Below are 14,245 nucleotides of genomic sequence, written 5' to 3'. Positions count from 1 at the left end.
CAGCGCGCTTGGCAATCGGTGCGGTGACGCAGCCTGCTGCGCGTTAGCCCTAGGCAGCCCCGGCAGCACGCCCTAGAAGCGCCCGGATGAACCGCCCCGCCGCCCGTTCTCCTGCTCCCTCTGCCGCCCCGTTCGTCCTTCTCGACGACGCCCGCACCGGACACGCCAGCGCCGCCCGGCTTTACAGCAATCCCGTCCGCTGCCTGCGCGCGCGGACCGCAGGCGAGTTCGACCGGTTGCTCGAGGAACTCAAGGCCGCAGGGCGCGAGGGGCTGCATGCGGCGGGCTATCTTGCCTATGAGGCAGGGCTTGCGCTCGAGCCGCGGCTGCGCCCGCTGCTGGAGGCGCTGCCGCCGATGACCCTGGCGTGGTTCGGGTTGTTCGAGCGCCATGACGTCATGCCGCCCGATCAGGTGCCGGCCTGGCTGGCACAGCAGGGTGGGGAAGGCGAGGCCTATCTTGCGCCCGCCGGCCCTTCGATGGCGGCGGCTGATTATGCCGCGCGATTTGCCCGGGTTCACGAAGCTATCACCAGTGGAGACATCTACCAGGCCAATCTCACCTTTCAGAATGAGGCCGCGATGTCGGGGCATCCGCTGGCGCTGTATCGCGCGCTGCGCGCGGGCTCGGCGGCGGGCTATGGCGGGGTGGTGTTCGATGGCGAGGACTGGTTGCTCAGCCTTTCTCCCGAACTGTTCTTCTCGCTGCGCGAAGGCCAGGTCACCGCGCGCCCGATGAAGGGCACCGCACCGCGCCAGCACGATCCCGCGCGCGATGCCGAGGCCGCGCGCGCGCTGGAGGCATCCGAAAAGGACCGCGCCGAAAACCTGATGATCGTCGATCTGCTGCGTAACGATCTGTCGCGCATTGCCGATCCCGGCAGCGTCGCGGTGACCGATCTGTTCCGCATCGAAAGCTATCCCACCGTCCACCAGATGACTTCGACCGTCCGCGCGAGGCTGGCGCCGGGGCTCGATGCGCTTGACATCCTGCGCGCCATCTACCCTTGCGGGTCGATCACCGGGGCGCCCAAGATCCGCGCGATGGAAATGCTGCACCAGATCGAGGCCGGCCCGCGCGGCATCTATTGCGGTTCGATCGGCCGGATCGACCCGTATGCGGGCGATGCGCCGGGCGACGCCGCGTTCAATGTCGCAATTCGCACCTTGCATCTGGCAGGCGATGCGCAAAAGGTCTCGCTGGGTCTGGGATCGGGCGTGGTCGCGGATTCCGAGAGCCAGGACGAATGGCGCGAGTGTCTGGTCAAGGGGGCGTTCTTGAAGGCGGCGACGAAGAATTTTGATCTCATCGAGACGATGGGTTTCGATCCGGCGCAGGGAATTATCCGTCTGGAGTTGCATCTGGAGCGGATGAAGGCGAGCGCTGCGGCGCTCGGATTTTCATTCGATCGGCATGCGGTGCGCAATGCGCTCAACCATGCGTGCTTCTATCTCGACGCGCCCACGCGCATCCGTCTGCTGCTGGCGGCCGGCGGCGATACCGCGATCGAGATGCGGCCCGCGCCCACGCCGATGGCCGAGCCGCTGGGCGTGGTCATCCGTCCGATGATGCTGGAGGCAGGGGATATCCGGCTGGCGCACAAGACCACCGACCGCGCCTGTTACGACCAACCCCGCATCGATGCGAAGGCGCAATGCGGCGCGGACGAAGTGCTGTTCACGGATTCCGATGGCGCGCTCACCGAAGGCAGCTTCACCAGCCTGTTCGTCGAACGCGATGGCATGCTGCTCACCCCGCCGCTCACTAAGGGCCTGCTTCCCGGCGTCTTGCGGCGCGAACTGCTGGATCAGGGCAGGGCGATAGAGGCCGTGCTGACCGGGGCGGATCTTGGCCAGGGCTTCTGGCTGGGCAACTCGCTGCGCGGGCTGATGCGGGCGCGGCTGATCGGTTGATCGAACGGGGCGTGCTGCCTGCAGAATGACCTGAACACTCCCCTGTGCCGTGGTTCACAGCGGATACAGGCGAAACAGGCGAGCTTGGGGAGGGCCAAGCAAAGCCATCCCGGCACATTGCTTGATTCGCACCCGGCGCGGCTTATGTCGCTGCCAAGATTGTAACCCCGCACGTCCTGGTGACGAACATCGTCGTGCGGATACAAGAAGACGAGATCGAGATGAGCAACATTCTGACATCGGACCTGTTCCGCAATTTCATGGGTGGATTCGCGCTGGGCGCGGTCGCCCTGTTTGCCCTGCAACCCCGCGATGCCGACGCCAGCCCCCCTGCTGCGCCCGTCGTGCAGGAAGCGGCTCTGGAGAATTCCGACAGCTGATGACCCTTCGCACCCGCACTCTTTCCGCCCTTGCCGCGATCGGCCTGATCGGCGTTGCCGCGATTGCCGTCGATGGTGGCGCCGCAGCGTTCGCCGCCGAAGAGGCCAAGATCATTCCGGCGCCCAAGCTGAAGGCGGTGGAACCGGGCAAGCAGCGCGTCGCGATCTTTGCCGGCGGCTGCTTCTGGGGCGTGGAGGGCGTGTTCAGCCATGTGAAGGGCGTCAAGAGCGCGGTCTCGGGCTATCATGGCGATGGCAAGGCCAACGCCAGCTATGACGAGGTGTCCAGCGGCGCAACCCGGCACGCGGAATCCGTGCGGGTGGTTTATGATCCTGCGCAGGTCAGCTATGGCCAGCTGCTTCAAGTCTATTTCTCGGTGATTGCCGATCCCACGCTGCTCAACCGGCAGGGGCCGGATACCGGCCGCCACTATCGCACCGCTTTGGTGCCGGTGGACAAGGGCCAGGCGCAGGTCGCGCGTGCCTATATCGCCGAGCTGGAGAAATCGGGCGCATGGAAGAAGCGTATCGTCACTGCGGTCGAGCCATACAAGGCGTTCTATCCCGCCGAAACCTATCATCAGGACTTCATGTTCAAGAACCCTGACCACCCCTACATCCTGCGCTGGGATGCGGTGAAGGTCGCCAATCTCAAGCGTGTCTTTCCTGCACTCTATTCGGCAAAACCGGTACGCGGCTGACCGCAGCGCGACATCGTTGCCATTGCAACCGGCAGGTGCCGCGCGTAGATATGGCGGATGTCCATCGTCAAAGACCACGGCCACAGGCACAAGGAGCATGAGGGGGCAGACCTTGCCCATGCTGCGCGCGTATCGCTGGAAGCAGCGGGCGAGCAGTGGACCGACATGCGCGAGTCGATTTTCACGGCCCTGGCCGATATCGAAAAGCCTGCCTCTGCCTATGATATCGCCGATGCTGTCAGCAAGGCGCGCGGCAAGCGCGTCGCGCCCAACAGCGTCTATCGCATTCTCGACCTGTTCGTGCGCACCAACCTGGCGCGGCGGGTAGAGAGCATTAACGCCTATATCGCAAATTCCCACCCCGGGTGCCTGCATGACTGCATCTTTCTGGTGTGCGATTCGTGCGGATCGGCGACGCATATCGACGATGACGGCCTGTCGCGGAGTGTCCGCAAGACCGCGGAAGCCGCAGGCTATGTCGATATTCGCCCGGTTATCGAGGTGCGTGGGCGCTGCGCGGACTGCGACTGAAACTCCGCATTTGCGGAACTGTCCAAAAAACTTTACACTCAAACCGCTTGTCCATGTCGATCAATCGACAGAGCCCGCAAATGGGGCTAGGATTTGCGGTTGAAAGGGAACTCAATGACCAATCTGCCCGCCACACCGCTGCTTGATACCGTCGAAACACCGGCCGATCTGCGCAAGCTCAAGCCCACGCAGCTGCGCCAGCTGGCCGACGAACTGCGGCAGGAAGTGATCTCTGCGGTATCGGTGACCGGCGGACATCTGGGCGCGGGCCTGGGCGTGGTCGAGCTGACCACCGCGATCCATTACGTCTTCGATACCCCCACCGATCGGCTGATCTGGGATGTCGGCCATCAGTGCTATCCGCACAAGATCCTCACCGGACGTCGCGACCGCATCCGCACGCTGCGCACCGGTGGCGGGCTTTCGGGCTTCACCAAGCGTTCCGAAAGCGAATATGATCCGTTCGGCGCAGCACACAGCTCGACCTCGATCTCGGCGGCGCTTGGCTTTGCCACCGCCAACCAGATGACCGGCGCGCCTGGCAAGGCGATTGCGGTGATCGGCGATGGCGCGATGAGCGCGGGCATGGCCTATGAGGCGATGAACAACGCCGAGCGCGCGGGCAACCGGCTGGTGGTGATCCTCAACGACAACGACATGTCGATCGCGCCGCCGGTCGGCGGGCTGTCGGGCTATCTTGCGCGAATCGTCTCGAGCCGCGAATTCCTCGGCGTGCGCGAGGCATTGAAGCGTCTGGCGCGCAAGCTGCCCAAGAGCCTGCACCAGGCCGCGCGCAAGACCGACGAATATGCTCGCGGCATGGCGATGGGCGGCACTTTGTTCGAGGAGCTGGGCTTCTATTATGTCGGCCCGATCGATGGTCACAACATGGACCAGCTGGTCGCGGTGCTCGAGAATGTCCGCGATGCTGCCGAAGGGCCGTGCCTGATCCATGTCGTCACGCAGAAGGGCAAGGGCTATGGCCCGGCCGAAGCGGCCGCCGACAAATATCATGGCGTCGCCAAGTTCGATGTTGTCACCGGAAAGCAGGACAAGGCAGCCGCAGGCCCGCCCGCCTATCAGAACGTGTTCGGCGAAACATTGGCGAAGCTCGCCGATACCGACCCGACCATCTGCGCGATCACTGCCGCGATGCCCTCGGGCACCGGGGTGGACAAGTTCGCCAAGGCGCACCCCGATCGCAGCTTCGATGTCGGCATTGCCGAGCAGCACGCGGTGACCTTCGCAGCGGGGCTTGCTGCGCAGGGCATGCGCCCGTTCTGCGCCATCTATTCGACCTTCCTGCAGCGCGCCTATGACCAGGTCGTGCACGATGTCGCGATCCAGAACCTGCCGGTCCGCTTCGCGATCGACCGCGCCGGGCTGGTCGGCGCCGATGGTTCGACCCATGCCGGCTCGTTCGATGTCACCTATCTCGCGACATTGCCCAACATGGTGGTGATGGCGGCGGCCGACGAGGCCGAACTCGTCCACATGACCTATACCGCCGCATGCCACGACAGCGGTCCGATCGCGTTTCGCTATCCGCGCGGCAACGGCACCGGCGTCGCACTTCCGCAGGTGCCCGAGCGGCTCGAGATCGGCAAGGGCCGGATCGTGCGCGAGGGCAAGAAGGTCGCGATCCTCTCGCTGGGCACCCGCCTGGCAGAGGCGCAGAAGGCTGCCGACCTGCTCGACGCCAAGGGTCTGTCGACCACGGTCGCCGATCTGCGCTTTGCCAAGCCGCTCGACGAGGAACTGATCCGCAAGCTGCTGGCGACGCACGAAGTGTGCGTGACGGTGGAAGAGGGCGCCATCGGCGGTTTGGGCGCGCATGTGCTGACCATGGCATCGGACGCAGGGCTGATCGATTCCGGCCTCAAGCTGCGCACGCTGCGGCTGCCCGATACCTTCCAGGATCACGACAAGCCCGAAAAGCAGTATGCCGATGCCGGGTTGGATGCCGATGGCATCGTCGATTGCGTGCTCAAGGCGCTGCGCCACAACAGCGCGGGCGTGGCGATCGTGGGGGATGGCGCGCGCGCCTGATCCCCCTTCGCAAGCGAACACAAAAAAGCCCGGCAAATCCTTGGATCGTCGGGCTTTTTTGTGTCTGTCGTGATCGTCCGCTTATTGCGGGATCGAGGCCTTGGCGTCCTGACCATCGCCTTCGGGCGCGGCGACGATGTCGCGGGTGGTGGTGCCCTTGTCGGTGGTCTGCGTCTTGGGATCGCCCACCTGTGAACGGATGGCGGTATCGGGCGAACCGGCGCGATCGAGCGCAGCGCCTTCGACTCCGGTGCGCGCCTGCGGGCCACCGAACAGCGCATCGAGCGCCTGCTGGCTGGCCGAGACCGACTGCGGACGCACCGCGCCAGGAGTGGGCGGGGTCAGCGAGAAGTCGGGCGGGATGACCAGAGGTGCCTGACGCGACACGGCGAACTCGTCCGGACGGTCACGGTTGAAGATGCCTCCGCCCGAACCGCAGGCCGACAGCGTCGTTGCCGCGGCCGAAATCCCGGCGATCAGGGCCAGTTTGCGGCTAGGATTAAACATGCTCATTCTCCGTTTTGGCGGCTGGGGCGCCATCGCTAATCCCGCCAGCCTGAACCCCTGATGTAGGGGCCTCAGATTTGGCCGACTTGTCGCCGATTATCAGAACGCGGGCAAGCAATAACAGCACCCCGATGGTGATCGCGGCATCGGCGATGTTGAAGATCATGAACGGCCGGAAGGCGCCGAAATGCAGGTCGGCATAATCGACGACATAGCCCAGGCGTGCGCGATCGATGATGTTGCCGAGCGCCCCGCCCAGGATCATGCCCAGCGCCAGAATGTCGCCGCGCGCGCGTTCCTTCCACATCCACAGCAGCACCACCGTGGCGATCAACCCGGTGAGCGCGACCAGCAGCCAGCGCGCGGTGTCGGTCTCTGCGGTGAGGAAGCCCATCGAGACGCCGCGGTTTTCCGCCCAGGTCAGGTTGAAGAACGAGGTGATCTCGATCTGCAACCGGCTCTTGAGCGCGAGCGGCCCTGCAACGATGAACTTGGCGATCTGGTCGATGACGAGGATCGTGATGGCGAGCGCGACGCCTTCGGTGCGATAGCGGGTGAGGCTCATGCGAAGCGCTCCCTGTTTCCGTGGTCGTCATGCTGAACTTGTTTCAGCACCCATTTTGCAACTGCAACCGAAGCCGCGTGGGGAGAAATGGGCCCTGAAACAAGTTCAGGGTGACGGGGAGGGGAGGTCGGCATATTCCAGCTCACGCCAGCATCTCCGTGCAACGGTCGCACAGATTGCCGTCCTCGGTCACCTCGGGAAGGTGACGCCAGCAGCGGCCGCATTTGTGGTGGGTGGTGCGGGTGACTTCGATGACCTTGATTTCGGCGACGGATTCATCCGCAAAGCCGGAGACTTCCGCTGAAGACACGATCAGCAGCTCTTCGAATTCGTCCTTGGCCAAGGATAGAGCAGAATCCGCAGCAAGCGGGTCCTTCAGCTTGATCGCCACTTCGGCCTCGAGGCTTGATCGAATGATCTTGTCCCTGCGGAATGGCTCGATCGCTGCGGAAACGCTCAAACGCAGATCGCGCAAGCGATCCCAACGCATGACGAGTTCGCCGTCCTCTGGGAGGGTTGGCAGCACCGGCCACTCGAGCAGATGCACGCTGCCACCATCGGGATGGCGCGTGGTCCAGACCTCTTCTGCCGTGAACACCAGCACCGGCGCGGCGTAGCGCACCAGCGCCTCGAACAGCACGTTGAGCACGGTGCGATAGGCGCGGCGCTTGTCGGTGCCGTGCGGGTGCGCGGGGCCGATGTCGCAATACAGGCAATCCTTGCGGATATCGAAGAAGAACGCCGAAAGGTCGTTGTTGGCGAAATCTGCCAGCGTGCGGACATACGTATTGTAGTCGAAGTCCTCGACCGCCTGTTTCAGCTTCGCGTCAAGCTCGGCGAGCAGGTGCAGCACATAGCGTTCGAGCTCGGGCATGGCCTCGACCGCCACGCCCTCGGCCTTCTCGTCAAACCCGCCGAGTGCGCCGAGCAGATAGCGGAAGGTGTTGCGCAGTTTGCGGTACTGGTCCGAGACCCCTGCGAGGATTTCCTTGCCGATGCGGTGGTCTTCGGTGAAATCGACCGACAGCGCCCACAGCCGCAGGATGTCCGCGCCCGAATCCTTGATCAGCGTCAGCGGATCGATGGTGTTGCCCAGCGACTTGGACATCTTCATGCCCTTGGCGTCCATGGTGAAGCCGTGGGTCAGTACCGCCTTGTACGGCGCATGGCCGCGCGTGCCGCAGCTTTCCATCAGCGAGGACTGGAACCAGCCGCGATGCTGATCCGATCCTTCTAGATACAGGTCCGCCCACGGGCCGACATGGCCTTCGGGGCGGGTCAGATCGGGCCATTTGCCGCTTTCGAGCACGAAGGCGTGGGTGCAGCCGCTGTCGAACCAGACGTCGAGAATGTCGGTGACGCGCTCGTAATCGGCGATGTCGTAATCGGGGCCGAGCAGGGCAGGGGCCGCCGCGTCGTTCCACGCATCGACACCGGCCTCGCGCATCGCCGCGACAATCCGGGCGTTGACCGCGGAGTCCTTGAGATATTGGCCGGTCTTGCGGTTGACGAACAGTGTGATCGGCACGCCCCAGGCGCGCTGGCGGCTGATCACCCAGTCAGGGCGGCCTTCGACCATCGAGCGGATGCGGTTCTCGCCCTTGGCGGGCACCCAGCGGGTGTCGGTGATCGCCTGCATCGCGGTCTCGCGCAGCGTCGGCGAGGCGCACAGGCTCTCGTCCGCAGGATCGACCGCGCCGCCTTCATTCTCCCAGCCCTTTTCGGCCCGGGTCTTGGCAGGCAGATAGGTCAGCGGCATATCCATCGGGATGAACCATTGCGGCGTGCAGCGATAGATCACCCGCGCCTTGGAGCGCCACGAGTGTGGGTAGCTGTGCTGGAATGCTGCGGCGGAGAGCAAGGCTCCTGCCGCGCGCAGGTCCTCGCAGATCGGGCCGTCGGGTGCGTTGAACTTGGGGTTGATCACCGACATCCGCCGCTCATCCGCGCCGCCGAGCCACGCCCAGTCATCGCGATAGCGCCCGTCGCCCTCGACCGCGAACACCGGCTCGATGCCATGCGCCTTGCACAAGTCGAAATCGTCCTCGCCATGGTCGGGCGACATATGGACAAGGCCAGTACCCGCATCGGTGGTGACGAAATCGCCGGGCAGGAAGGGGCGGGGCTTGGCAAAGAACCCGCCGAGTGCGTGCATCGGATGGCGGGCGGTTGCTCCTGCGAGGTCTGAGCCTTTGACGTTGCCCTTTATTTCCCAAGCAAAAAGGTCAGGGCTTTCGATTTGAAGCCGACTCTTGAATGCTTCCAAGAGCGGCGTCGCAACGATGAACTTACCGGGCTCACCCAAGTTGGCAGCCAGGCCTTCTTCGTAATTCACAATTACTTCGACGAGTGAGTACTCAACCTCAGGGCCGTAAGCCAAAGCCTGGTTCACCGGGATCGTCCACGGCGTAGTCGTCCAGATCACCGCATAGGCACCAACCAGTTCGGGCGCGTTCGGCGCATCAACGATCTCGAACGCCACATCGATCTGCGTGCTCGTCACATCGGCATATTCGACCTCGGCTTCGGCGAGCGCGGTCTTCTCGACCGGCGACCACATCACGGGCTTGGCGCCGCGATAGAGCTGGCCGCTTTCGGCGAACTTCATCAGTTCCTGCACGATGGTCGCCTCGGCGGCGAAGTCCATTGTCAGGTACGGATTGTCCCAATCGCCGTTGATGCCCAGGCGCTTGAGCTGCTCGCGTTGCGTGTTCACCCATTGCTGGGCATAGGCGCGGCATTCGGCGCGGAATGCGACGGGGTCGACCTCGTCCTTGTTGAGCTTCTTCTTGCGATACTGCTCCTCGATCTTCCACTCGATGGGCAGGCCATGACAATCCCAGCCGGGCACATACGGCGCGTCCTTGCCGAGCAGCGACTGGGTGCGGCAGACCATGTCCTTGAGGATATGGTTGAGCGCATGACCGATGTGCATGTCGCCGTTCGCGTACGGCGGGCCATCGTGCAGGATGAACTTTTCGCGGCCTTTGCGGGCATCGCGCAGCTGGCGGTAGAGGTCCGCCTCCTGCCAGCGCGCCAGAATCGCCGGTTCCTTCTGGGCGAGGCCAGCCTTCATCGGGAAGTCGGTCTGCGGCAGAAAGACGGTGTCTTTATAGTCCGCGGCGGGGCTTGCAGTTGGCTCAGTCATAGTGGCTGGCGCTTAAGGCGCGCGCGGCCTTCAGGCAAGCAATTCCCGCGCGCGCACGCAGTCCGCCTCGATCTGGGCAGTGAGTTCTTCCATGGAAGCGAACTTCGCCTCGGGGCGGATGAAGTGGCGCAACGCGACCTCGATCGTCTGGCCGTAAAGGTCTTCGTCGAAATCGAAGAAATGCGGCTCGAGCAGTTCCTTGGGCGGGTCGAACTGCGGGCGGATGCCGAGGTTTGCGGCACCATTCAGCACCCGGCCATCGGCGAGGTGCCCGGTGACGGCATACACCCCATACATCGGGCGCAGATAGCTTCCCATATCGACGTTCGCGGTAGGATAGCCCAGCAGCCGTCCGGTCTTGTCGCCATGCTGCACAACGCCCTGCACCGCGAACGGCCGCGTCATCAGCCGCTCGGCCTCGTCAGGTTTGCCCTCGATCAGGCACTGGCGAATGCGGCTGGAGGAGATCACCGCGTCCTCGGTCGACACCGGGCCGACCGCTTCGCTGCGCAGGCCGAGCAGTGCGCCCAGATCGCGCAGCACCTCGATATTGCCGCCGCGGCCCTTGCCGAAGGTGAAGTCCTCGCCGGTGACCACGCCCTTCGCGCCGAAGCGGGTGACCAGTAGATCGCCGACGAAATTGCCCGCGGTGGTGTTGGCGAGCGTTTCGTCAAAGGCGAACACCAGCATCGCATCGGCGCCTGCCTCAGCGAACAACTTCTGGCGCTGGTCGAGACTGGTGAGGCGGAACGGCGCGACATCGGGCTTGAAATAGCGCACCGGGTGCGGATCGAAGGTGGCGATGATCGCCGGGCGGCTTTCGGCCTTTGCCCACGCGATCGCGCGTCCCGCCACGGCCTGATGCCCGGCGTGAAATCCGTCGAAATTCCCCAGCGCGATGATGCCCCCGCGCAAGCGTTCTGGCAGCTGATCGCCACCTTCTACCCTGATCATGGCGCTGCCCTATAGGGCCTTGCCGGGCAGGGGTTCAATGCCCTGTTTGATCAGCCTGAGCGCATTGCCGCCCATGACGGCGCGAATCTCCGCCTCGGTGAAGCCGATATCGATCAGCGCCTGCGTCACCTGGACGATCTGGCTGGCGTCGAAGCGGGTGGTCACCGCGCCATCGAAATCGCTGCCAAGTGCGACGTGCCCGATGCCGACGAGGTCGCGGACATGCTTGATCGACTGCGCGATCTTGACCGGATCGGTCGAACACAAGGCTCCGTCCCAATAGCCGATGCCGATGATGCCGCCAGTGGCGGCCACGCCGCGGATTTCGGTGTCGGAAAGGTTGCGGTTGACCCCGCACACCGCCTGCACTCCGCCGTGGCTCGAGACGACCGGGCGCCGCGCCATGGCGAGGATCTCGGCGACCGACTTGTGGCTCGAATGCGCGATATCGACGATGATGCCCTTGGCCTCCATCGCGAGGATCATCTTGCGACCGAACGGGGTGAGCCCGCCCTTGGCCTGCCCGTGCATCGATCCGCCCAACTCATTGTCGAAGAAATGCACCAGCCCCGCCATCCGCATGCCGACGCCATAGAGCCGGTCGAGGTTTTGCGCCTTGCCTTCGAGGTTCTGCAGTCCCTCGACCGAATAGAGCGCGCCGGTGACCGGCTTGCCTGCAGCGCGCGCCGCGAGCAGCCGGTCGATATCGGCCGCGCGGCGCACCAGCATCAGGCGCCCATCAGAGGCCTTTGCTGCCGCTTCGAGCCTTTGGCCGTGCCACATCGAGCGTTCGTGCACCGAAAACCAGGTGCGCACCGGCTGCAATTGCGCGATGGCGAGCAGGGTGATGTTGTCGGTATCGGCGGAGTTGCTGTCGTAATTCTGCCCACGCGGGGTCTTGGACACCGACGAGAAGATCTGCAGCGCGACATTGCCCGCCTCGAGCCGGGGCAGGTCGATATGGCCGCGTGCGGCCTTGCCGAGCAGGTCGCGCTTCCACAGCAGGGTGTCGCCGTGCAGATCTGCGATCTGCAGCGTCGCGTGCAGCTTGGTTGCATCGGCGCGGACCGCTGGCAACGGCTCGTCGGTCACGACATTGGTCTGCGCCTCGAACCGGCCCGGCAGCACGGTGACCACGTAGATCAGCCCCGCTGCCAGCAGCAGGAGCAGCCCGAACAGGACCTTGCGGATCACCGGTGGGTCACTTGCGGACCAGTGTGACGAAGCTGAACGCGGGGCGCTCGCGATGGTCGGGATCGACAGCGTGGTCGGTTCTGGCGGTTTCCTGCCACACGCCCGGATCGAACGGCGGCATCACGGTATCGCCTGCGGGTTCTGCATGCACTTCGGTCAGTTCGACGCGGTCGGCGCGCGGCAGGAACAGCGCGAAGATCTCCGCCCCGCCGATCACCGCGACGTGCGGCGCGTTGGCGGCGGCGATCGCTTCGTCGACGCTGTGCACGACTTCTGCGCCCTCGTCGTTCCAGTCGCGGCTGCGGGTCAGCACGATGTGGCGGCGTCCGGGAAGCAGCCCGGGGAGGCTGTCAAAGGTCTTGCGGCCCATGATCATCGGCCTGTTCTGGGTCAGCGCCTTGAAGTGGCGCAGGTCCATCGGCAGATGCCAGGGCAATGTGCCATTGGCGCCGATGACGCCGTTGCGCGCGCGCGCCAGCACCAGAAAGATATCGGGATGGTTCATGGTTGCCTTGCCCTGGGCTCAAGCGAAATGCGTGTGACGTGCCCCATCTTGCGACCGGGTGCCGCGCGGTGCTTGCCGTAGAGATGGAGATGGTTGGCGGGATCGGCGAGCAGATCGGGCCAGCGGCTTGCGTCCTCGCCGATCAGATTGTGCATCTCGGCGCCGTGGCACGCGAGCGCGGTTTCGCCCAGTGGCAGCCCGCAGATCGCACGGATGTGGTTCTCGAACTGACTGGTGAAAGCGCCTTCGATCGTCCAGTGGCCGCTGTTGTGGACGCGCGGCGCCATCTCGTTGAAAACCGGTCCGTCGCCAGTCGCAAAAAACTCCAGCGTGAGCACGCCGACATAGTCGAGCGCTTGTGCCACCTTGGCGGCGAGCGCGCGCGCCGCAGGCACCTGCGCGGTGATCGCGGCGCTGGCAGGGATGCTCGATCGATCGAGGATCCCTGCGACATGCGCGTTCTCGGCGCTGTCCCAGAAGCGGATATCGCCATCAAGCCCGCGCGCGAGGATTACGGAGAACTCCGCGTCGAAATCCACGAAGCCCTCGATGATCGCGGGTACGCCGCCGGCCTCATGCCAGCGCGCAACGGGATCGTCGCCGGGCATGACGCGGGCCTGGCCCTTGCCGTCATAGCCCATGCGGTTGGACTTGATGATCGCGGGCGTCCCGGCGATGGCCATTGCGGCCGCGACATCCTCGGCGGTCTCGGCAAAGCCGTAAGGCGCGGCGCGTCCGCCCAGATCGGTAACGAAGCGCTTCTCGTCGATGCGGCTCTGCGCGATTTCCAGAGCCCTGGGGCTGGGGCGAAGCGGCACCTTGCCCGCGATCGCGGCGAGCGGCGCGACCGGCACATTCTCGAACTCATAGGTCACGACATCGCATGCCGCGGCAAAAGCCGTTAGCGCAGCATCGTCGGAATAGTCCGCGCAGCTGCTGGCGGCGGAAACCTCCGCGCCCGGGCTGGTCTCTTCGGGCGCGAAGATGTGGCAGCGATAGCCAAGCTGCGCCGCCGCCATGCTGAGCATCCGGCCCAGCTGCCCGCCGCCCATGATGCCGATAGTGCTGCCCGGAGGTATGACGCTGCTCATACCGGGCGTTCGCCCACCGATTCGGTCTGCGCGCTGCGCCAGGCATCGAGCCGCTCGGCCAGCGCTGCGTCGCTTGTCGCCAGGATCGATGCGGCCAGCAGCCCTGCATTCTTGGCACCGGCTGGTCCGATGGCCAGCGTGCCGACGGGAATGCCGCCGGGCATCTGGACGATCGACAACAGGCTGTCGAGCCCGCTCAATGCCTTGCTGGAGACAGGCACCCCCAGCACCGGCAGCCGGGTCATGCTGGCCACCATGCCGGGCAGGTGTGCTGCGCCGCCGGCGCCCGCGATGATCACCTTGAAGCCTGATTCGACAGCGCCTCTGGCGAATTCCACCAGCCTTTCGGGGGTTCGGTGGGCCGAGACGATGCGGCAATCATGCGCGACGCCGAGCTCGTCCAGAACTGCCGCTGCCCCTGCCATGGTTTCCCAGTCGGACTGGCTGCCCATGACAATGGCGACCGGGGGCGCAACCGGCACCGGGTCGGGCTTGTGGGATGGCTCGGCCACGCATTTCTCTCCGCAGGTTTGCTGGTTCGATCAGGGTCTTAAAGCCAAAGACCCGCACCCGCAATCGCCATGAAAAGGAAATTGGGCAGGCCAGTCGAGCGGTCTATCCTGTCCCGCTTGTGCACAGATTATACATGGTTTCCTCAATTTTCATCATGCTGCGCTGCGTCATAGTTGCTATGTCGTGCGTGAGGA

General features: G+C 64.6%; 13 protein-coding genes. 5 read left to right on the top strand and 8 right to left on the bottom strand.

The genetic code is table 11. The features are described 5' to 3' along the window. The first annotated feature begins 86 nt into the window (after positions 1-86). The 5 genes from pabB to dxs all read left to right on the top strand — a co-directional run bounded on the left by pabB (position 87) and on the right by dxs (position 5,574). The gene (gene pabB, locus BSY18_RS07865) at positions 87-1,913 is read left to right on the top strand and encodes an aminodeoxychorismate synthase component I (protein ID WP_069050228.1); all 1,827 of its coding nucleotides are present in this window, start codon (positions 87-89) and stop codon (positions 1,911-1,913) included. A 179-nt stretch (positions 1,914-2,092) separates the two neighbouring features. Then, positions 2,093-2,293 carry a hypothetical protein gene (locus BSY18_RS07860; protein ID WP_069050227.1) on the top strand — a complete coding sequence of 67 codons (201 nt, stop codon included), beginning with the start codon at positions 2,093-2,095 and terminating at the stop codon, positions 2,291-2,293. Next, the gene (gene msrA, locus BSY18_RS07855) at positions 2,293-2,994 is read left to right on the top strand and encodes a peptide-methionine (S)-S-oxide reductase MsrA (RefSeq protein ID WP_069050226.1); all 702 of its coding nucleotides are present in this window, start codon (positions 2,293-2,295) and stop codon (positions 2,992-2,994) included. Before BSY18_RS07860 ends, msrA begins: the two co-directional genes overlap by 1 nt. Before the next feature lie 57 nt (positions 2,995-3,051). After that, positions 3,052-3,525, top strand: a complete 474-nt coding sequence (locus BSY18_RS07850) for a Fur family transcriptional regulator (protein WP_054134560.1) — start codon at positions 3,052-3,054, stop codon at positions 3,523-3,525. Between the two features lie 114 nt (positions 3,526-3,639). Then, entirely contained in the window at positions 3,640-5,574 is a 1,935-nt protein-coding gene (dxs, locus tag BSY18_RS07845) for a 1-deoxy-D-xylulose-5-phosphate synthase (RefSeq protein ID WP_054134559.1), read from the top strand. Positions 5,575-5,655: 81 nt separating this feature from the next. On the opposite strand, the gene BSY18_RS07840 is transcribed toward dxs, so the two are convergent. From BSY18_RS07840 to purE, 8 genes are all read right to left on the bottom strand, one after another. After that, a complete protein-coding gene (locus tag BSY18_RS07840; protein WP_054134776.1) occupies positions 5,656-6,081 on the bottom strand; it encodes a DUF3035 domain-containing protein in 426 nt (141 codons plus the stop codon). Beyond that, the gene (gene lspA / locus BSY18_RS07835; protein ID WP_054134558.1) at positions 6,074-6,646 is read right to left on the bottom strand and encodes a signal peptidase II; all 573 of its coding nucleotides are present in this window, start codon (positions 6,644-6,646) and stop codon (positions 6,074-6,076) included. Before lspA ends, BSY18_RS07840 begins: the two co-directional genes overlap by 8 nt. A gap of 142 nt (positions 6,647-6,788) precedes the next feature. Beyond that, the gene (gene ileS, locus BSY18_RS07830; RefSeq protein WP_069050225.1) at positions 6,789-9,794 is read right to left on the bottom strand and encodes an isoleucine--tRNA ligase; all 3,006 of its coding nucleotides are present in this window, start codon (positions 9,792-9,794) and stop codon (positions 6,789-6,791) included. A 30-nt stretch (positions 9,795-9,824) separates the two neighbouring features. Then, positions 9,825-10,748, bottom strand: coding sequence for a bifunctional riboflavin kinase/FAD synthetase (locus BSY18_RS07825; RefSeq protein WP_069050224.1), 924 nt, complete (start codon positions 10,746-10,748; stop codon positions 9,825-9,827). A 9-nt stretch (positions 10,749-10,757) separates the two neighbouring features. Beyond that, positions 10,758-11,939: a dipeptidase gene (locus BSY18_RS07820; protein WP_442856579.1), complete on the bottom strand. Its 1,182-nt coding sequence runs from the start codon at positions 11,937-11,939 to the stop codon at positions 10,758-10,760. Between the two features lie 10 nt (positions 11,940-11,949). Further along, complete coding sequence (locus BSY18_RS07815) at positions 11,950-12,447, bottom strand: dihydrofolate reductase (RefSeq protein WP_069050222.1); 498 nt, start codon at positions 12,445-12,447, stop codon at positions 11,950-11,952. Then, positions 12,444-13,538 carry a 5-(carboxyamino)imidazole ribonucleotide synthase gene (locus tag BSY18_RS07810; protein WP_069050221.1) on the bottom strand — a complete coding sequence of 365 codons (1,095 nt, stop codon included), beginning with the start codon at positions 13,536-13,538 and terminating at the stop codon, positions 12,444-12,446. Before BSY18_RS07810 ends, BSY18_RS07815 begins: the two co-directional genes overlap by 4 nt. Beyond that, positions 13,535-13,990, bottom strand: coding sequence for a 5-(carboxyamino)imidazole ribonucleotide mutase (gene purE / locus BSY18_RS07805; RefSeq protein ID WP_069050220.1), 456 nt, complete (start codon positions 13,988-13,990; stop codon positions 13,535-13,537). Before purE ends, BSY18_RS07810 begins: the two co-directional genes overlap by 4 nt. Positions 13,991-14,245: the final 255 nt, after the last annotated feature.

Origin of the sequence: Blastomonas sp. RAC04 (assembly GCF_001713435.1) — a bacterium.
GTDB lineage: Bacteria > Pseudomonadota > Alphaproteobacteria > Sphingomonadales > Sphingomonadaceae > Blastomonas > Blastomonas fulva.
This window is presented reverse-complemented; position numbering and strand designations above follow the sequence as displayed.